Source organism: Chroococcidiopsis sp., assembly GCF_051657925.1.
In the GTDB taxonomy this organism is placed as follows: Bacteria; Cyanobacteriota; Cyanobacteriia; order Cyanobacteriales; family Chroococcidiopsidaceae; genus Chroococcidiopsis.
In genome coordinates this window covers 1-19252 of the sequence record NZ_JBOFLP010000136.1, presented here as the reverse complement: position 1 = coordinate 19252, position 19252 = coordinate 1, and the positions used below count along the sequence as shown (strand labels likewise).

Here is a 19252-nt window from a genome sequence, read left to right as displayed (position 1 = left end):
AGTCGATAAATCTTAAAGTTTATTTATTTTAATCAATGCTGATTTCCGCGTCTGGCTTGTCCAAGGTAAAAGACTCGTTAAAAGAAAAGATTTTCTTCGGTCAAGAACCCAGTACGGAGTTAATCGCAATCCTGACTGTCTACTTCGTTCAGGGAATTCTAGGCTTAGCCCGCCTTGCTGTCAGCTTTTTCTTCAAGGATGAACTGGGATTGAGTCCGGCCGAAGTCTCGTCCTTGTTAGGCATTGTGGCGCTTCCCTGGATTATCAAACCAGTATTTGGGTTTGTCTCTGATGGTTTACCCATTTTTGGCTATCGCCGCCGTCCTTATCTAGTCTTATCGGGAATTTTAGGGGCAATTTCCTGGGTGAGTATGGCGACAGTCGTACATACGCCAATGGCAGCTGTAGGGGCGATCGCGCTAGGCTCTTTATCGGTTGCCGTCAGCGACGTGATTGTAGACTCTTTAGTGGTAGAACGAGCAAGAGTCGAATCTCAAGCTGATGCGGGTTCGCTGCAATCTCTATGTTGGGGAACTTCAGCCTTTGGTGGTTTAATTACAGCTTATTTTAGCGGTTGGCTGCTAGAACATTTCACCACCCGCACGGTATTTTTGATTACGGCAACTTTTCCCCTCATAGTTTCTTTCATTGCTTGGTTTATTACCGAAGTCCCAGTCAGCAAAACAGATAACTCGCAAGCGTTTGCCAACTGGTCTAGTGTCAATACTCAAATTAAACAACTACGACAAGCGATCGCCCAAAGAACAATTTGGCTTCCTACTGCCTTTATTTTTCTCTGGCAAGCTACTCCCACAGCTGATGCAGCCTTCTTTTTCTTCACCACCAACGAATTAGGGTTTGAACCGGAATTTCTAGGTAGAGTGCGCTTGGTGACGAGTATTGCTTCCCTCGTTGGCGTGTGGATCTTTCAGCGCTTCCTCAAAGGTGTATCTTTCCGCGTCATTTTTGGTTGGAGTACTTTACTTTCAGCAGTTTTGGGTATGAGTATGCTGCTCTTAGTTACTCATACCAACCGCAGTTTAGGAATTGACGATCGCTGGTTTAGTTTGGGTGATAGTCTCGTCCTCACGGTGATGGGACAAATTGCCTACATGCCTGTTTTGGTGTTGGCAGCAAGACTTTGCCCTCCAGGAGTAGAAGCAACCTTGTTTGCCTTGTTGATGTCTGTATCAAACCTTGCTTCCCTAGCTTCTTATCAAATGGGAGCGATTTTGATGCGGTGGTTTGGCATTTCTCAGAATAACTTCGATTTGCTCTGGCTTCTGGTAGTCATTACTAACTTATCGACGCTTTTACCCCTGCCATTTTTAAGCTGGCTACCTGCCAAAGAAGAAATTACTGCTGCTAGCGGACAACCTGCGATCGCCCCAGATGCAACTAACGATAAAGAGATCGGGCAAACTTTGCTACCTAACTTGTCAGAGTTAGTACCATCTTCCTTGCGACAAGAACCAGTCGAAGAACCTGCCGAGTGACGGATGAAAGATAAATGCTGGATGATGAATTATGAAGCTATAGTCATAATTCGTAATTTATCTTGACTCTCTCTTCAATTCGAACAGAGATTTTGGGTAAACCCGCCCCTACGACTCCCGACTCCCGACTCCCGACTCCCTAACTATGCAACTTCACGAACGCGCCACCACAGTTTCTCCTAAGTCATACCAACGCCACGATTGGCAGCGAGGATATGAATCGCTCAAACAAGAATACGACTATTCAATTGATGATGTCGAAGGGGAAATCCCTCCTGAACTGTGCGGGACACTATTCCGCAATGGTCCTGGCTTATTGGATATCAACGGACAACCAGTTCACCACCCTTTTGATGGCGATGGTATGATTAGCGCGATCGCATTTCGTGACGGTCGCGCCCACTTCCGCAATCGCTATATTCGTACAGAAGCGTATGTAGAGGAACAAAAAGCTGGAAAAATTCTGTATCGCGGTGTCTTTGGTACGCAAAAACCTGGCGGTTGGTTGGCAAATGCCTTTGATTTCAAGCTAAAGAATATTGCCAATACTAATGTGATCTACTGGGGTGGCAAGCTGTTGGCACTGTGGGAAGCAGCAGAACCCCATCGCCTCGATCCTCACAATCTGGAAACCTTGGGAAAAGATTTTCTGGACGGTGCGATCGCAGAAGGCGATCCTTTTGCAGCACATCCTCGCCTCGATCCTAGTTGCGATATGGACGGCGGTGAACCTTGCTTGGTGAATTTCTCCCTCAAGGTTGGTTTATCGACTACAGTTACTATTTTTGAACTGAACCCCGTAGGGAAAGTTATTCGCCAGCACGCCCATAGTATTCCTGGGTTTGCCTTCATTCACGATTTCGCTATTACTCCTAACTACTGCATTCTTTTCCAAAACCCCGTTGCTTTTAATCCAATACCTTTTACATTAGGGTTAAGAGGGGCAGCAGAGTGTATCAAGTTCCAACCCCACCAAAAAACGCGCATTGTTCTCATTCCCCGCCATCCTAAAGAGTCGGTTCAGATTTTAGAAACTCACGCTGGGTTTGTGTTTCACCACGCCAACGCTTTTGAACAAAATGGGGAAATTGTTGTTGATTCAATTTGCTACGAGTCTTTCCCCGAAGTAGAACCAGCCAGCGATTTCAAACAAGTCGATTTTGATGCGCTCAAGCCTGGGCAATTGTGGCGCTTTCATCTCAACTTGCGGGATAAAACAGTATCGCGAGAACTCATAGAGTCGAGATGCTGCGAATTTCCAAGCATTCATAAGGATAAAGTCGGTAGACCTTATCGCTATCTCTTTATGGGTGCGGCGCATGAATCGACTGGAAATGCACCTTTGCAAGCAATTCTCAAACTCGATTTAGAATCTGAAGAACGGCAACTTTGGAGTGCTGCGCCGCGTGGTTTTATCAGCGAACCGATTTTTGTCCCCCGCCCTGACTCGACGTTAGAAGATGACGGCTGGGTACTGACTGTGATTTATGATTCTAGCCACCATCGTTCCGATGTGGTAATTTTGGATGGTCGGGATTTGAATAAAGGCGCGATCGCGACTTTACATCTCAAGCACCATATTCCCTACGGACTGCACGGTAACTTTGCCCCAGATTGCACGATCGCTAGTTAATCATGGACGAGCAGCAGTTAGCTTTAGCTGAATATGTCGATCGCATGGCGCTGGTGTTGGATTTACCAATTCCAGCCGCTTATCGGTCGGGAGTGGTAGAAAATTTTGCCAAGATAAAAGCGATCGCCCAGACGGTCAATGATTTTGCTTTACCAGAAGATATTGAAGCAGCTACAGTGTTTGAACCCTAATCGAATGAGGTGTTTCTTTTGGTAGCAGATGATATCTGAATAAATAGCTACTGTAGAGTTATGGCATTCGAGCAGTATAAAAACTGCTAGTAAACTTTCCATGACAACTGCGCTACTCAATAATCGCTATCAAACAATTAAGTTACTGGGAGCAGGAGGATTTGGCGAAACTTTTCTGGCAGCAGATACATATTTGCCGTCTCGCCGTCCTTGCGTCATTAAGCAACTCAAACCCGTAGCAAACGATTTGCAACTGTACCAAATTATTCAAGACAGGTTCCAGCGTGAGGCTGCAACTTTGGAAGCTTTGAGTGCAGGTAGCGATCAAATTCCCAAGTTGTACGCCTACTTTAGCGAAAACGGACAGTTTTACTTGGTTCAGGAGTGGATTGAGGGTGAAACTCTCACAAAAAAAGTTACCTCTGAAGGGGTGCTGAGCGAAGCAACTGTCTGGAAAATTTTAGTGAGTCTACTTAAAGTCCTACATTACGTCCATAGTAAGGGAATTATTTATCGCGATATTAAGCCGGACAATATTATTTTGCGTCAGCCAGATTGCCAACCAGTCATGATTGATTTTGGTGCGGTTAAGGAAACAATGGCAACGGCGATCGCGGTTCAAGGTAGATCGATTTATACAATGGTGCTGGGGACTCCTGGGTTCATGGCTCCAGAACAAGCTGTAGGGCGACCGATCTACGCCAGCGATATTTACAGTTTGGGCATGACAGCAATTTATCTTTTGACTGGTAAGTTGCCGCAAGAGTTAGAGGTTGACCCGCATACCGAAACAGTTATCTGGCAGCAATATGCGACAAACGTGAGTCCTAGTTTAGCAGCGGTACTGAATAAAGCAGTTGAGTATCAGCCACGCGATCGCTACTCAACTGCGATTAAAATGCTTAACGATTTGCAATCTGTAGATACTATATCCTCGCGCCAGGAAGTCGATCGAGATGCGATCGCTCCCCCTCGCCACCAGCAGACTTTAGAAACTCAAACTCTCCCCCCTCCAACACTTCGACCTGGTGCAGGCAAAAAGCAGAAATATCTGATTTTCGGTGGGCTGCTCATTGGTGGATTGCTAAGTACTGCTACAGTTTTTAGTTTCGTTCCCCAGCCAGCACCGCGATCGTCCGTATTGCCAGTATCGCCGCCTACACCTATGTCGGTAGATCTTCCCGTACCAACGGATAGATCTCCCCAATCCCCCTTGCAAAGGGGGACGACAGACCAAAACTCTCCCGCTAGTCCCGTAGCTACTAGATCCCCCCAACCCCCCTTACAAAAGGAGGCGACAGACCAAAACTCTCCCGCTAGTCCCGTAGCTACTAGATCCCCCCAATCCCCCTTGCAAAGGGGGGCGACAGACCAAAACTCTCCACAACCCCCCTTATTAAGGGGGGCTAGGGGGGATCGAGATCGAGATATACCTGGATTTCCGATTGGTACTACTGAAGATGTAGTCAAAGCAGCATTAGGCAATCCTACAAAAACGAGTAGAGGTCTTTGGGTTAACACCCGTGCGGCGATTTACGATATCGAGCCAGAACGCATCACGCTCGGTTATTTATTCGATCGCACTTCTGGACGGCTGCGTCAAACTGAAGTCTCTTTTGCTCAATCAGTCGCGCCGGAAATTATGCAAACAACACTACAGCGAATGTTACGCGATCGAACCACACCTGAAATTACCAACGGATTGCAACAAGTTTATCAGCGCCAGACTAACAAATATTCTTTTCGCCAAGGTCAACTAAAAGGGGCGATCGAACGTAACAGCCGCGATCGCATTTATATCGGCATTTGGGATGCAAATTTACATTAAAACAATATTAAAACAAATGTAGAGACGTTCCATGGAACGTCTCTACAGATGGCGATCGAAAGCCCCCCTTAAAAGGGGGGTTGGGGGGATCTATTTAACAGTCACCTTAGCGCCAGCAGCTTCTAGAGTCTTCTTAGCTTCTTCTGCCGCTTCTTTAGCAATGCCTTCCTTCACTGGCTTGGGTGCAGATTCTACCAAGTCTTTAGCTTCTTTCAAGCCTAGACCTGTCAGTTCGCGCACTTGCTTCAGGATGGCAATCTTCTTATCAGCGGGTACTTCTTCCAGAATTACGTCGAATTCAGTCTTCTCTTCCACTTCCTCAGCAGGAGCGCCAGGAGCAGCACCAGGAGCCATCATCATCATGCCTCCAGCAGGAGCAGCAGCACTTACGCCAAAGGCTTCTTCGATTTGCTTGACTAACTCAGATGCTTCTAGCAAAGTTAGAGATTTGAGTTGTTCCAAAATTTGATCGGTTGCAGCAGACATGCAATTAACTCCTATGTAATCTAAATTTGTGCTTGTCTTTCTCGCTACTGATTAAGCAGCATCTGTTTCGGTCGCAGCCGAGCCATCTTTATCGGCATACGCCTGAATACCACGCGCCAGCGAAGATGGAACTTCGTTGATACCCACAGCAACTTTGGTTGCCAATGCATTGATAGCTCCAGCAATTTGAGCCATAAGCTGCTCTTTAGATGGCAAGTCTCCCAGTGCCTTAACATCTGCTTCTTTCAGCAGACGACCTTCCATTACGCCACCGCGCAATTCAGTTTTCTTGCTGGCTTTTTGGAAGTCCTGGTAAGCCTTGATTGCACCGCTGATATCTTCTTTTACCAGCAAAAATGCTGAAGAACCTTGGAGCAATTCTTCCATAGCTAGCCAGTTATCCTGACCGCTAATCGCGATGCCCATCAGCGTGTTTTTGGTTACTTTACAGACTGTTCCGGTTGGGCGCAATCGCCGCCGTAAATCTGTAATTTCAGCCACTGATAACCCTTGATAGTTAATTACAAGAGCGAGTTGGGACTCATTCAAACTTGCTTTGAGATCCGCCACGATCTCTTGTTTGTTTTCTATGGTTCTACCCATTCATTTCACCTCCTAGCTTGGAATGCGATCGACCAATTCACATGAAATCCGTGTCTCCTACCCTACCCCACCCAAAACAAAACCTCGACTCAAGAGCCGAGGTGACACGGTGTACGTCATGTTATTTCGACTTCACTATAACTAGTGTCATCAAAAACATTTTTGTACAAACCTCGGCAGGATATTAAGCTATTTGCACCTGCTGTCTTCGGCTTTTTTTGATTCTTACTTTAATTCCGAATTCCAAATTCCGAATTCCGAATTCTCTACGCTGCTTCCGTCATCTTCAAATCTCGCAAGCCGCTAATTTCAACTTCAATTGCAGGTCCCATAGTCGCGGAAACAAAAATAGTACGCCAGTAACGACCTTTTGCACCAGAGGGACGGTTTCGATCGATAGTTTCTTGTAGCGCCTTCAAATTGACTAACAAATCTTCGGCGGGGAAAGCTGCTTTCCCAAACATAACGTGAACGATTCCCGTGCGATCGGCACGAAATTCTAGTTTACCAGCTTTGAACTCCGCGATCGCGCTGGCTAGATCGAATGTTACCGTTCCCCCTTTGGGCGATGGCATCAAACCGCGTGGACCCAACAACTTACCCAATCTTGCCACTTGGGGCATAACATCAGGTGTAGCAATGAGTTTGTCAAAGTCCATTCTACCGTTTTGAATTTCGGTAATTAATTCCTCAGAGCCAACGATATCGGCTCCTGCGTTGCTCGCTTCTGTGACCTTTTCACCTCTAGCAATCACGGCAACGCGGACTTCTTGACCCGTACCTTTGGGTAGTACAACTGTCGTTCTGAGCTGTTGGTCTGTATATTTCGGATCGATTCCCAACCGTATATGTGCTTCTGCGGCTTCGGAAAACTTAGCTGTAGCAGTTTCTTTTAATAATTGCAACGCTTCAATCGGCGCATAAGCCCGATCTTCTACTTTCTCTTGCAGCGATCGCAATCTTCTCGATACTTTTTTTGCCATTTTTCTCTCCTGGGGTCGTTGCGAAGCTTCCTGCCTCTCCCCCGATATAATTTTGGATTTTAGATTTTAGATTTTGGATTGAGGATGCTTCAAAAGCCTCTCACCCCTCACTCCTCGCCCCTACTCGGTGACGTTTACGCCCATGTTTTTCGCCGTTCCTGCCACAATTTTCATCGCGGCATCGATATCGTTAGCGTTAAGGTCTGGTAGCTTCGTTTGGGCGATTTCTCGCAATTGAGCTGTTGAAATCGAACCAACTCGCTTTTTATTTGGCTCGTTGGAACCGCGCTCGATCCCTGCTGCTTTACGAATCAATACGGAAGCAGGGGGAGTTTTGAGGACAAATGTAAAACTTCTGTCTTCAAACACCGAAATTTCTACGGGAATGACCATTCCTGCTTGATCGGCGGTTCTGGCGTTGTATTCTTTGCAGAACATCATAATATTCACGCCATGCTGACCTAGCGCTGGTCCAACTGGCGGTGCTGGGTTAGCTTTACCAGCATTCAATGCCAGCTTAATGACCGCAACTACTTTCTTTGCCATTTCTCTGTTCTAGCCTTGTTTCTGAACCTGATTGAACTCCAATTCTACGGGCGTGTCCCGTCCGAAAATTGAGAGTAAAGCTTTTAGCTTACTCCGTTCTGGACTGACTTCCACCACTTCGCCTTCAAAGTCTTTAAACGGACCAGTTAACACGATAATTCGATCTCCAGCCGCCAAATTGATTTTGACCACTGGCTCCTGTTCCTGAGCTTGCTTAAAGATTCTTTCTACTTCTGGGGGACTGAGGGGTAGGGGTTTAACGTGACCGCGACCGCGACCGCTACCACGCTTTTGTTCGGCTCCCACAAAGTTGATGACGTGAGAGGTATTTTTCACCACCTGCCACGTTTCATCGTCCATTGCCATTTTGACTAGCACGTAACCAGGAAACACTTTTTCATCCGTTTCTTGCCTACTGCCATCTTTACGGATTTTGAAGGCTTTACTTTGCGGAATTTCTACTTGAAAAATGCGCTCGGATACGTCGAATGTCTGCGCCCGCCGCTCTAAGTCTGCTTTCACGCGCTTTTCACAGCCAGAGGCGACTTGTACGGCATACCAACGCGGCTTGCGATCTGCTGTGTCAGCGATCGCTGGTGTTGCCTCTTCTTCGCGGCGAGAGTCACCTGGCTCGTCTGTTGCAAAAGTCATCAGAATACCTTTCTTGCTGCCCAAGCAAACAACGCATCAATGAGGTAAATCATTGTGGCAGAAAGTGCCACCATTGATAGTACGGCTAAAGATTCGCTGATTAGCTGTTGGCGACTGGGCCAAACTACTTTATCAAGTTCCTCTTTAGTTCCCTTTAAAAAGTCGGTGACGCTAAATCCACTGCTTTGTTGGATCTCGGCTTCGTTTTTCTTGCTCACGGTTGCTTTACACCTCAATTGATAATAGAAGCGATCGCGTTTAACCCTCACTGCTTGACTGTTTTGTTCAGACTGAGCAGTTCGTTCGAGTCCAGCCGATCTAACTTTATAGATATTTAAGATCTGGGTCGTCACCAACTAATTTTACCCAAAAGCTTCTACTTTTGCTGCTGATAGCTAGCATTCGATCGCGCTTTTGGGTAAGGGATTTGCCTGATTGAGAGCGCGCCCTGGAGGACTTGAACCCCCGACATCCGGTTTTGGAGACCGACGTTCTACCAACTGAACTAAGAGCGCACAAATTTGGCTGGATTCTAGTCTAACGCAATTTGGCGACCTGAAGCGCGATCTTCGCGATTGCTATTGGGTAATTTTTCTTGTGTGACTTGCAACATTTACCCAATTGCAATTACAGGGCGCGATCGAACCGTTGCTTGATCCGAGTTGCCTTCCCAACGCGATCGCGTAGGTAGTACAGCTTAGCACGTCGTACCTTACCGCGTCGCATAACTTTAACGCTATCAATTCGAGGCGAATGCAGTAGAAAGACTCGCTCTACACCTACACCCTGGAATACGCGGCGCACGGTGATCGTTTTGTTAATGCCGCTGTTACGCATGGCAATAACTACGCCTTCGTAAGGCTGAGTACGTTCTTTGCCACCTTCTTGAATAATTACCCCGACTTTTACCGTGTCACCGATATATATCTCAGGTAAATTCGACTTCAACTGCTCCGCTTCAATCGAGCGGATAATTTCTTGCGCGTTCATCATCTTTAAAAAACTCACAATCGTTAATCATAGCTCAATGTTCGTCGTTCGGTCTAGGGGGTATCAGTTATCAGTGACCAGTGACCAGTGACCAGTGACCAGTGAAGAAAGGGTGTGGGGTTGAATTGTGACTTGCGACTTGTCCTCTAAATGTGTCAACAATTACAACCACTCGACAGCCTTCTTGGTAAGCTCTGGGGCGAAGTCACTCTGGAGAGTTAATTCATCTACTAGATGTCAAACTTGAGAATCTTGACTTAATATATAGTCAATCGTTAAAAATATTAACAAGCTCTTGCTTTCTGGAACATCCCCAAGTAAAGGGGTAAGATGCGCAAGATGAATACATAGTATGTGAGGACTTGCTAACCGTGACATCACAATTAAGATTGGCTCAAGTTGATGAAGCATCGGCATCCCAGAAAGTTGCTGAGTTCTTTCGCAAGTCGGCGGGTGAATGGCGATCGCAACGACGATACTACACGTTACCTGATGGCGAAACTAAGGAAATGGTCAGCTACATTACCATCAGGTTTTTAGAGCCAGGGTGCGATGAGTTAAGAAAATTAGCAGAATTACATCAACTGAGCGATCCAGATATCTTAACTTGTGGTGCGGAAGTCAGTTGGGAAAGCCGGGATTCGGTGTCGCAGAAGAAGCAGTCAAAAGGTGCAACAATGTTTGGGGTTGCAGGTTCTACTTTATATCGCGATCGCGGTTTTGCCACGACTAAACCTGTAACAGCTGAATATTATTTTTTAGAACCGGAAACTATGTGTCTGCGGACTGAGTATAATGGCTCGGTTTTTGAGGAACAGTTAAAACTGATTGGTGATAAGTATCGCACGCGCCAGACAATTATTTCCCGTGCAGGGGAACAACAGATGATCGGTCAATATTTGGAAAAACGGGTAGAGTAACGTTTTTATCTGCAAAATTACAGAGTAGGGGCGCACAGATATGCGCCCTTGCACTTTTATGCATTATCGCGACCGAATTGACAATAAAATCAGATTGTTATTCTCGATAAAAATTTGTTATTAGCAGAGATTTATTCAAATTTCGTTACATTTTGGCATTACAATAATGTTCGCTGTTTAAAATTAAAAAACTCTGTGCCATTTGAGCTCGTTAGTAGTGTAGAAAATCTGGGAAGCAAGGAAACTAGCCAAGATCGGGCAAGCCTTCCCTTCACGCTGGCAGAACTGAAAGCTGCAATCCCTCCTGAATGCTTTCAACCATCTACTTGGCGATCGCTTGCCTACTTCTTTTTAGATATAGGTATTATCAGTCTTCTCTACGTAGTGGCTGGTGCGATCGACTCTTGGTGGTTCTTTCCCATTTTCTGGTTGATGCAAGGAACCATGTTTTGGGCTTTATTTGTGGTTGGACATGATTGCGGACATCGCTCGTTTTCTAAGTATAGGTGGTTGAATAACTTAGTCGGGCATTTGGCGCACACGCCAATTCTCGTCCCTTTCCACGGTTGGCGGATCAGTCACAGAACCCATCACAATAACACTGGTAATATCGATACAGATGAAAGCTGGTATCCGGTGACGGAAGCCACATATCGACAGATGGCTTGGTATGAAAAACTACTACGCTTTCAACTAATTTTGTTCTTGTATCCACTCTATTTATTTAAGCGATCGCCTGGAAAACAGGGATCGCATTTCTTACCTAACAGCAATCTTTTTCGTCCTTCCGAAAAGTGGGATGTGATTACGAGTACGATCTGCTGTGGATTGATGATAGCTTTCTTAGGTGGATTAACTTACCTATATGGCTGGATGTTTTTGCTGAAATACTACCTAGTACCATACGTCATTTTTGTGATGTGGTTGGACTTAGTAACATTCTTGCACCACACAGAACCGGATATTCCTTGGTATCGGGGTGAGGAATGGTATTTCTTAAGAGGGGCTTTATCAACAATCGATCGCGATTATGGTTGGATTAACCCCATTCATCACGATATTGGGACTCATGTGGCACATCACATATTTCTGAATATGCCACACTACCACTTGCGTACCGCTACCGAAGCGATTAAACCAATCTTGGGAAACTACTATCGCAAGTCTCAGGTTTCTATATTGCAGGCTTTATGGCAATCCTATAAATCTTGCTATTTCGTCTCAGATACAGGCGGAGTTGTTTATTATCAGTCTCCCAAGGAATTGAAGGATTAAAAATGTAGAGACGTTACGTGTAACGTCTCTACATTTTTAATAATGATTCCCTGATTTACGGTGGTGGACGGCGGTGACACCATCGGGGTTGAAGACTTTTCCGTTATCGGCGATCGCGTAGACAATCCAGTGATCGCCAGCTTCCATCCGATTATTAACCGTACATTCGAGATATGCTAAAGCATCAGTGAGAATGGGACAGCCGTTTTCAGATGTTTCCGTAGCAACATTGGCAAATCTATCCTCGCCTGGGGCAAAGGATTTCATAAAGTGCTTGCGTAATTGTCTTCCTTCTGCTAAGACATTTAAAATCAATTTATCGCCACTATGCAGCATCGATTCAATTGCACGGTCTTTAGCAACAGCAATCGTCAGACCAGGCGGGTTGAATGTGGCTTGAGATACCCAAGAAGCTAGCATCGCACTGGAAATTTCTTCGTGCTTTTTAGTGGTGACGACGCATAGAGAACCGACAATTCGTCCTACAGCTTGTTCTACATTGCTAGCTGGTTGACGTGCGATTCTGACTTTTTTCGCCCGTTTGATATTGTGGGCAAAATCCGTGCCTGTTTCCTCACATAGTTGCAAAGTGACATCAGTAGGTTTGAATTTGACGCGGATCGGTTCAAATGCAAATCGGTAACCAGCATCTTTCAGTTTACCTTCGATCAAATCTATTGCCTCTCCACTCCAGCCAAAGGAACCAAAAACCCCTGCAAGTCTGTTGCTGCTAGAGGTAGAGAGAATGATACCCAAAGCAGTTTGAATTGGAGTTGGTGCGTGTCCGCCAAGGGTGGGGGAACCGATGACAATCCCAGCAGCTTTTTCTACAGCGGTGCGGATCTCGTCAGGTTCGGCAAATTCGCAGTTGATCGATTCTACTGCGACCCCAGCTTTAGTAATTCCACGGGCGATCGCCTGTGCTAGTGTTGCAGTACTACCGTAAGCCGAGGCATAGAGCAAGGCTACGGTTAGATCCTGAGAGGTTTGCTGTTTGCTCCACTGACGATACGCTTGGGTTAGTTCGATCAGCCCATAGCGAACGATGGGACCGTGACCCACACCATACATTCTCACAGGCAGTTCGGAAAGTTTTTCTAGCGCTGTTTCTACTTGTCGTGCATGGGGAGCCATGACACAATCGAAATAATAGCGACGGTCTTCGTTGAAAATTTCCCAGCCTTCATCAAATACTTGTTCGCCGCACAGATGTGCACCAAAAAGTTTATCGGTGTAGAGAATTTCGGTTTGCGGATCGTAGGTACAAAGGTGGTCGGGGTAGCGAGGATTGGGAGTGGGGATAAATTGTAAAAGATGCCCTCCACCTAAATCTAAGGTTTCCTCACCCCGCATGACTAAAATTGATAATTCTCGATCTTCTAAGATGGTGCGTAAATTTTTCGCCCCAGGATTAGAACAGATAAAAGTAACTTGGGGGGCAAGTTCTAGTAAGGCTTTGAGAGTAGCGGCACGATTGGGGTTGACGTGTCCTAGAATGACGTAATCTAAGCTTTTGAGATCGAAGCGTTGTTGTAAAGCTTCGAGATAGATTTGGCTAAAAGTTTCGCCGGGAGGGTCGAGTAAAGCAGTTTTATCGCCTTGAATGAAATAGGAATTTGCCGTTGTACCCTTGGCAAGGGCGTATTCAATTTCAAAGCGTAGCCGCGCCCAACTGCGCGATCGCACTATAGTTGTATCGATACCGATAGGGAGAACTTGAACGTCGCGGGGTTTAGTTTCTAGCATAGTTTGTTGGGTGTTTTGAAGTTAAATAGAGAGAAAATGAAATTGCAGAGCGTGACTCGATAAATATAGACGAGCTTATTTTTAAATTTGGTTTTTTGAGGTATTCTACCGGACTAACGCACTACCACAGAGCTTATCAATTAGTAATGAAATACCTATAGAAACTGATAAAAGAAGAATAAATCCCAAAGTTTTCATGACGAGAATTTCTAGTAAATTAAAAGTCGCGTCAGGAAACATTGTGACAAACAAAGCATGGAAGATTGTTTGTGTCACTCCGTTAATACAATAAATCCCCAGGCTATATGTTGATAGTAGCTTAACGATTTTTCTACCCGTTGTAGATAGCCGATCTTCTGTGACGGAGGCAAAACATAAAAAGCAAACAAACACGCTCAATATACAAGACAGCATCATGTAGTCATATGTAGACGCAACAAGCGTTTCTTTAAGAGAAAATAGTTAGACTGACCGAAATTTTTGTCTATACCTCGTTGTAACAAAAAGAAAGAGATGTCAGGAAAACAGGTACGCAGAATTTTAACTGCAAACAGGATATCTAAAGACGATCCTATCGATGCGTATGCCGATGGATGAACGAAAATAGCATGAAAGGAAACGACTGCTAAAATACTTAATGCTTTTAGTACGTCAAGCGGAAATACTCTGGTTGCTGTCGATGGAGTAGAAGTTCGCAATTTCTCTATCTCGCTCTAACTGCTCCGAAGTATATTAGGACAGTCAGTTACGAATTACCAGCTATTCGTGACTAATAGCTGGTGACTAGAAAAAAGTCTAGCCACGAGCCACTAGTCACTAGCCCCTCCTTAATAAGAATTTCCTAGTTTCCGGTGGTGGACGGCGGTGATAGATTCGGGTTTGGAGACGCGACCTGCATAGACGGTGCAGTAGACGATCCAGTGGTCGTTGCACTCCATGCGACTAGCGACTTCGCATTCCATATAGGCAAGGGCATCGGTCAGGATAGGAGAACCATTCGTTGCCATTTGGGTTTTGACTCCGGCAAAGCGGTCAGCACCAGGTGGGAAGCGCTTGAGAAAGTGCTTCATCAGGGCTTGATAGTTGCCTTCTTCGAGGACATTTAACACGAAGCGATCGCCGACTTGCATCAAAGACTCAATAGCGCGGTCTTTTGCCACTGCTATTGTGACTCCCAAGGGTTGGAAGCTAGCCTGAGCAACCCAAGAAGCTAACATCGCCCCAGAGAGTTCGCCTTTTCGGGTGGTGATGATGTAGAGTCCGCTGCTGATCCTTCCCAGGGCTTTTTCCAAGTCGGCGGCGAAAGCTTTTAACTGTTTAATACTGCGATCGCGGGTAAGTAATTGTCCTAAGTCCGTCCCCGCCTCTTCGCACTGCTTGTACGTGTTCTCTGTAGGGGTATCTTGAATCCGAATGATGCCAAAAGCGGGAGTCAAACCCAAGTCACGAAACTTATTTTGCAGTGGATAAATGGGTTCGTCGTCGCCACCCCCAGATTCAAACAAACCGAAAACTTGCTTTTCTTTGACAGCTGCCAAAATTGTACTGAGAGTATCTTGAGCTGAATCGTTGGCGTGGCTGGGGGGCATCCCAACAATAATTCCGGCACTACGACCGACGAGTTCTTGTACTTCTTGCAAGTCAGCCGTCCGCATATCGATCGTTTCTACAGCAACACCTGTTTTATCTATCCCGTGGGAGATGAAAGCTGCGAGGCGATCGCTGTAGCCGTAGTCTGGAGTGTAAAACAGGGCGACGGTAGTTTCTGTCTTAGCTTGATTTTGGCTCCACTTGCGGTAGCGTCCGGTGAGTTCGGCAACATTGTGAGAGAGTAAGGGGCCGTGACCAGTACCAATGATGTTGACTTTCCCTAATTCACCCATCCGTTTCATAGCAGAGATCACGGAACGGGCATTAGGAGCCATCAAACACTCGTAGTAGTATTGAAAATCGGCTTCAATCGCGGTTAAATCTTCATCAAACATGCGCTCGTCGCAGTAATGCAACCCAAAAGCATCGCAGGTGTAGAGAATTTGGGTGGCGCGATCGTAGGTAAAAATAGTATCGGGCCAATGCAAATTAGGCGCGCTGACAAATTCCAGTTCGTGTCCCTTACCTAAATCAAGGCGATCGCCATTTTTGACGATTTGGCGTTGGAATGGTTGGTGTACCATGTCCTCAAGAAACTGCAAGGCAACTTTGGAGCCGACAACCGTGGCGTTGGGTGCGAGTTGCAGCACGTCTTTAACCAAGCCGCTATGGTCTGGCTCGGTGTGGCTGATAATGATGTAATCTAGCTGTGACAGGTCAATGAGACCTTTGAGGCTATCTAAATACAGATGGCGAAATTTTTCGTGGGAAGCATCAACTAAGGCAGTCCGTTCGCCCTGAATGATGAATGAGTTGTACGTTGTACCGTTTTGTAACCCGTATTCAATGTCAAAGCGATCGCGATCCCAGTCGAGCGATCGAATTGCTGTGGTATCGGCAGCAATTTCACTTGTCTGGATGGTCAGGCGATTTTGCTTTCTATCGGCGAGTACTACCATTAGTCCTCTCCCCTAAAATTTTTAAGTATTATTTCCTTATCTTCATTCTCTCACGTCTTTCTTGTAAAGCTTTATTAAATAAATTATCAGTGGGTTAAAAAAGCTAAAAGTAAGTCGTAAGTCGCGAGTCGGAATTAACTAATGACTGAGATGGGAACTTGGTTGGGTTTGGAAATTGGCAATTCTCGGTTGCATTGGGGATGGTTCGAAGGTGAAAATCTCCAAATTACTTGGGATACTCCCCATTTTTCTAGAGTGATTGAGCAACAGCTAGCTCAGTGTAAGACTTTTGCCGATCTCCCTCAAGAAATTCTGTTTCCTATTGACTCAATTATCTCTGGGTGGGCTGTGCGCCCCTACCTCTTACCTATATATATTGCTTCTGTTTTTCCTAGTCAGACAGTGCTGTGGCAAGCATACCCAGAAGCACACGTAATTTTGCTAGATAAAATACCCCTTTTGAGAATTTATCCTACTCTAGGGATCGATCGCGCTTTAGCTGTGTTGGGAGCTGGAGAAACTTTCGGTTTTCCCGTCTTAGTTATCGATGCAGGAACAGCATTAACTTTTACAGGTGCAGATGGCGATCGCTGTTTGGTTGGTGGGGCGATATTACCAGGATTAAGCTTACAATTGCAGTCTTTAGGACAAAAAACAGCTAATCTGCCTTCGATCGCAGCTTCAGAAATTTTCTCTTTACCCGAACGCTGGGCGACGAATACCCCAGAAGCAATCCAAAGTGGAGTGATCTACACGCTAATTGCTAGCATTCGCGACTTTATCACGGCTTGGTGGGAAAAATTTCCTGATAGTCAGATTTGTTTTAAAGGAGGCGATGGTAAATTACTCTTGGAATATCTGCGATCGCTCTATCCCGAACTCGCTACCAAGATCGTTTACGAACCTAATTTGACTTTTTGGGGGATGCGATCGTCTTTGCAAAATTCTAAGTCGTCATGTTTGAGCTAAGCTTAAGTTGATGCCACTATCGACATCAATTTAGTCACCAAAAGAGACATGGAAAAGCAAAAGGTACGTACCACCCTCACTCTACCTTCTGAACTTCTAGAAGCCGCCGATAGGATGGTCAGCGAAGGGAAAGCCAAGAATCGCAATGAGTTTGTAGCCCAAGCTTTGCGACACGAATTAGCAACACTACAAAGGGCAGAGATTGATGCAGCGTTAGTCCAGATGGCACAAGATCCAGACTATCAAGCAGAAGTGTTAAGAATGGAAGCTGAGTTTGCTTCTGCTAGCTGGGAAGCTCTAAATCTAGAGGATTCTCAGCTGTGAAACGGGGAGAAGTCTATGATGCTCGTCTCGAACCCGTTGAAGGATCTGAACAAGGAGGAACTCGCCCTATTATCATTGTCAGTCGAGATGCAATTAATGCCTACAGTCCAGTAATTTTAGCTGTTCCCTGCACCACTTATCAGTCAAATAAACGGGTTTATCCGACTCAAGTTTTAATTCGTGCATCAAATGGGGGATTGAGTAAAGATTCTATTGCTATGGCAGACCAGGTGCGCGTCTTATCTAAAGCTCGTCTTCTTCGCCTACGGGGAACGCTCTCCCATGAAGTAATGTCACAATTAGAGCGAGCATTATTAATTGCTTTAGATTTGCTGGGACAAAATTGAGAGTAACAAGCGATTAGTCATGCAAGTAGGAGTTAGGGCAAGTAGGAGTTAATGCAAGTAAAAGCTAGGGATTGTAGCTGATGGATCGCAATCGACAACTAGTTGAAGGTTCTTGTGGATTATTTGTCGGTTTAACTACTTTAGATTTTGTCTATTTGGCTCCGTCTCCACCAACTAATAATCAGAAAATTGTTGCCTCAGATTATATTGTTGCAGCTGGTGGACCTGCTACTAATGCTGCCGTCACATTTAGCTATTTGGGCGATCGCTCTACTTTGTTAGGGACAGTAGGAAACCACCCAATTACCCAGCTAATTAAAGCAGATTTGGCAACTTATGGAGTGGCGATCGCAGATTTAGCACCTAGCCAAACTGAACCACCGCCTGTCTCATCAATTATTGTCTCTCAAGATACGGGGGAACGGGCAGTAGTTTCTATTAATGCTGTCAAAAACCAAGTTACACCTGAATTTATTCCAGAAAATATTTTAGAGGGAGTCGATATAGTTTTAATTGACGGGCATCAAATGTTAGTAGGGGAGGCGATCGCGCAACTTGCTAAAGCTAATAATATTCCTATTGTTATTGATGGTGGTAGTTGGAAATCTGGGTTTGAAAAAGTTTTATCTCTTGCAGACTATGCTATCTGTTCTGCTAACTTTCATCCTCCCAATTGTCACAATATTGAAGAAGTCATTTCTTATCTTTCTCAAATGGGAATTCCTAATATTGCGATTACTCAGGGAGAAAACCCTATTCAGTCTTTAGCTGAGGGCAAAATCAAATCTCTAGAAATTCCTCGAATTAAACCGATAGATACTCTCGGTGCAGGAGATATTTTTCACGGTGCTTTTAGTCATTACATCCTTCAGCACAATTTTACTGAAGCTTTAGGAGCTGCGGCAAAAATTGCTGCTCGGGCTTGTCAGTCTTTCGGTTCTCGTCAGTGGATGCAAGCTAGAAGAGATTAACTATCGAGATTAGTTTTCTCTACCTGCTCTGCCTCAAAGTCAACTTTATTATATAAATCTTCTAGAGAGATCTGAAAGAGAATGGAATGGAGGGCAATGACTTCATCTTCTATATCATGTTCTCGAATTTCCCAACGCTTTCTTCCCGTCTTCACATACTGCATGACATTAATTTTAGTTTGGTCAATTAATATGTATTCTTGGAAAGAGGCAATAGTTTTATAATCCTCAAATTTTGTTTGGCGATCGCGATTTTGGGTAGACTTGGATAAAATCTCGGCAATGACGAGCGGGTTAGTCACTGTATCGGTGCGATTATTGTAATATTCCGGCTTTCCGGCAATTACCATGACATCGGGATAGGTATAAATGTGCTTGTCGGGTATCCACAAACGCACGTCACCCATAAAAACTTCGTAGTCTTGTTTTTTGAAGGCAAAATTCAACGCTGCGTAGAAATTGCCTGCTAGTCGATTATGATTTGTTGTTCCGCCTGCCATTGGGATAATCTCGCCGTCGATATATTCACTCTTATATTCAGCCGCCTCCTCTAACTCCAGGTACTCATCTTGGGTGTAATAGCGTTGTGTTACTTGCATAGTTTCCTCCTATTCTTTCACCATCTCGCGGACTAACTGTGCCAATCTTGCAGCACTATCAGCTACCGCGATCGCACCTGCTTTTTTTCCCATTTGAGCTAACTTTTCAGGTGAATGCAACAAACTTAAAACTTCTTTCGTTAAG

22 protein-coding genes, 1 tRNA gene and 1 other annotated feature are annotated in these 19252 nt (G+C 45.2%); of the genes, 10 read left to right on the top strand and 13 right to left on the bottom strand.

The window, feature by feature from the left end; all coding sequences use genetic code 11:
* Window positions 1–35 precede the first annotated feature (35 nt).
* The 4 genes from ACRC32_RS10565 (at window position 36) to ACRC32_RS10550 (ending at window position 5148) form a co-directional block, all read left to right on the top strand.
* Window positions 36–1496, top strand: coding sequence for a folate/biopterin family MFS transporter (locus tag ACRC32_RS10565; protein ID WP_438553913.1), 1461 nt, complete (start codon window positions 36–38; stop codon window positions 1494–1496).
* Between the two features lie 145 nt (window positions 1497–1641).
* Entirely contained in the window at window positions 1642–3129 is a 1488-nt protein-coding gene (locus ACRC32_RS10560; RefSeq protein WP_438553912.1) for a carotenoid oxygenase family protein, read from the top strand.
* A gap of 2 nt (window positions 3130–3131) precedes the next feature.
* Complete coding sequence (locus ACRC32_RS10555; RefSeq protein ID WP_438553911.1) at window positions 3132–3320, top strand: DUF4089 domain-containing protein; 189 nt, start codon at window positions 3132–3134, stop codon at window positions 3318–3320.
* A 100-nt stretch (window positions 3321–3420) separates the two neighbouring features.
* Window positions 3421–5148 (top strand): protein kinase domain-containing protein, encoded by a 1728-nt coding sequence (locus ACRC32_RS10550; RefSeq protein WP_438553910.1) that lies wholly within the window; start codon window positions 3421–3423, stop codon window positions 5146–5148.
* A 90-nt stretch (window positions 5149–5238) separates the two neighbouring features.
* Here the strand turns inward: ACRC32_RS10550 and rplL are convergent, their stop codons facing one another.
* The 8 genes from rplL to rplS form a co-directional block, all read right to left on the bottom strand.
* The gene (gene rplL, locus ACRC32_RS10545; RefSeq protein WP_015154767.1) at window positions 5239–5634 is read right to left on the bottom strand and encodes a 50S ribosomal protein L7/L12; all 396 of its coding nucleotides are present in this window, start codon (window positions 5632–5634) and stop codon (window positions 5239–5241) included.
* Between the two features lie 51 nt (window positions 5635–5685).
* Complete coding sequence (rplJ, locus tag ACRC32_RS10540) at window positions 5686–6237, bottom strand: 50S ribosomal protein L10 (protein ID WP_438553909.1); 552 nt, start codon at window positions 6235–6237, stop codon at window positions 5686–5688.
* Between the two features lie 67 nt (window positions 6238–6304).
* Window positions 6305–6467: a sequence feature (ribosomal protein L10 leader region), on the bottom strand.
* Between the two features lie 36 nt (window positions 6468–6503).
* On the bottom strand, window positions 6504–7220 hold the full coding sequence (rplA, locus tag ACRC32_RS10535) for a 50S ribosomal protein L1 (RefSeq protein ID WP_438553908.1): 717 nt from the start codon (window positions 7218–7220) through the stop codon (window positions 6504–6506).
* A 120-nt stretch (window positions 7221–7340) separates the two neighbouring features.
* On the bottom strand, window positions 7341–7766 hold the full coding sequence (gene rplK, locus ACRC32_RS10530; protein ID WP_015154770.1) for a 50S ribosomal protein L11: 426 nt from the start codon (window positions 7764–7766) through the stop codon (window positions 7341–7343).
* A 9-nt stretch (window positions 7767–7775) separates the two neighbouring features.
* Window positions 7776–8417: a transcription termination/antitermination protein NusG gene (nusG, locus tag ACRC32_RS10525; RefSeq protein ID WP_192156886.1), complete on the bottom strand. Its 642-nt coding sequence runs from the start codon at window positions 8415–8417 to the stop codon at window positions 7776–7778.
* Window positions 8417–8635 (bottom strand): preprotein translocase subunit SecE, encoded by a 219-nt coding sequence (secE, locus tag ACRC32_RS10520; RefSeq protein ID WP_015154772.1) that lies wholly within the window; start codon window positions 8633–8635, stop codon window positions 8417–8419. Before secE ends, nusG begins: the two co-directional genes overlap by 1 nt.
* A 224-nt stretch (window positions 8636–8859) precedes the next feature.
* A tRNA-Trp gene (locus tag ACRC32_RS10515) sits at window positions 8860–8932 on the bottom strand.
* 112 nt (window positions 8933–9044) lie between these two features.
* Window positions 9045–9407, bottom strand: a complete 363-nt coding sequence (gene rplS / locus ACRC32_RS10510; protein ID WP_039716820.1) for a 50S ribosomal protein L19 — start codon at window positions 9405–9407, stop codon at window positions 9045–9047.
* A 371-nt stretch (window positions 9408–9778) separates the two neighbouring features.
* On the opposite strand from rplS, the gene ACRC32_RS10505 reads away from it, so the two are divergent.
* Both ACRC32_RS10505 and ACRC32_RS10500 read left to right on the top strand, forming a co-directional pair.
* Complete coding sequence (locus tag ACRC32_RS10505) at window positions 9779–10327, top strand: phycobiliprotein lyase (RefSeq protein WP_438553907.1); 549 nt, start codon at window positions 9779–9781, stop codon at window positions 10325–10327.
* Window positions 10328–10555: 228 nt separating this feature from the next.
* On the top strand, window positions 10556–11602 hold the full coding sequence (locus ACRC32_RS10500; protein WP_438553915.1) for a fatty acid desaturase: 1047 nt from the start codon (window positions 10556–10558) through the stop codon (window positions 11600–11602).
* A 36-nt stretch (window positions 11603–11638) separates the two neighbouring features.
* Here the strand turns inward: ACRC32_RS10500 and ACRC32_RS10495 are convergent, their stop codons facing one another.
* The 4 genes from ACRC32_RS10495 to ACRC32_RS10480 all read right to left on the bottom strand — a co-directional run bounded on the left by ACRC32_RS10495 (window position 11639) and on the right by ACRC32_RS10480 (window position 15897).
* Entirely contained in the window at window positions 11639–13348 is a 1710-nt protein-coding gene (locus ACRC32_RS10495; RefSeq protein WP_438553906.1) for a diflavin flavoprotein, read from the bottom strand.
* Between the two features lie 105 nt (window positions 13349–13453).
* Window positions 13454–13765: a hypothetical protein gene (locus tag ACRC32_RS10490; RefSeq protein WP_438553905.1), complete on the bottom strand. Its 312-nt coding sequence runs from the start codon at window positions 13763–13765 to the stop codon at window positions 13454–13456.
* Window positions 13762–14046: a hypothetical protein gene (locus tag ACRC32_RS10485; RefSeq protein ID WP_438553904.1), complete on the bottom strand. Its 285-nt coding sequence runs from the start codon at window positions 14044–14046 to the stop codon at window positions 13762–13764. Before ACRC32_RS10485 ends, ACRC32_RS10490 begins: the two co-directional genes overlap by 4 nt.
* A gap of 129 nt (window positions 14047–14175) precedes the next feature.
* Window positions 14176–15897: a diflavin flavoprotein gene (locus ACRC32_RS10480; RefSeq protein ID WP_438553903.1), complete on the bottom strand. Its 1722-nt coding sequence runs from the start codon at window positions 15895–15897 to the stop codon at window positions 14176–14178.
* Between the two features lie 150 nt (window positions 15898–16047).
* Between ACRC32_RS10480 and ACRC32_RS10475 the strand changes: the two genes are divergently transcribed.
* The 4 genes from ACRC32_RS10475 (at window position 16048) to ACRC32_RS10460 (ending at window position 18508) form a co-directional block, all read left to right on the top strand.
* Window positions 16048–16866, top strand: coding sequence for a pantothenate kinase (locus ACRC32_RS10475; RefSeq protein ID WP_438553914.1), 819 nt, complete (start codon window positions 16048–16050; stop codon window positions 16864–16866).
* A 48-nt stretch (window positions 16867–16914) separates the two neighbouring features.
* Window positions 16915–17190 (top strand): ribbon-helix-helix domain-containing protein, encoded by a 276-nt coding sequence (locus ACRC32_RS10470; RefSeq protein WP_438553902.1) that lies wholly within the window; start codon window positions 16915–16917, stop codon window positions 17188–17190.
* A complete protein-coding gene (locus tag ACRC32_RS10465; protein WP_438553901.1) occupies window positions 17187–17537 on the top strand; it encodes a type II toxin-antitoxin system PemK/MazF family toxin in 351 nt (116 codons plus the stop codon). Before ACRC32_RS10470 ends, ACRC32_RS10465 begins: the two co-directional genes overlap by 4 nt.
* 80 nt (window positions 17538–17617) lie before the next feature.
* Complete coding sequence (locus tag ACRC32_RS10460) at window positions 17618–18508, top strand: sugar kinase (RefSeq protein ID WP_438553900.1); 891 nt, start codon at window positions 17618–17620, stop codon at window positions 18506–18508.
* Here ACRC32_RS10460 and ACRC32_RS10455 read toward each other — a convergent pair.
* Entirely contained in the window at window positions 18505–19107 is a 603-nt protein-coding gene (locus tag ACRC32_RS10455) for a Uma2 family endonuclease (protein ID WP_438553899.1), read from the bottom strand. The genes ACRC32_RS10460 and ACRC32_RS10455 overlap by 4 nt on opposite strands.
* Between the last annotated feature and the right edge of the window lie 145 nt (window positions 19108–19252).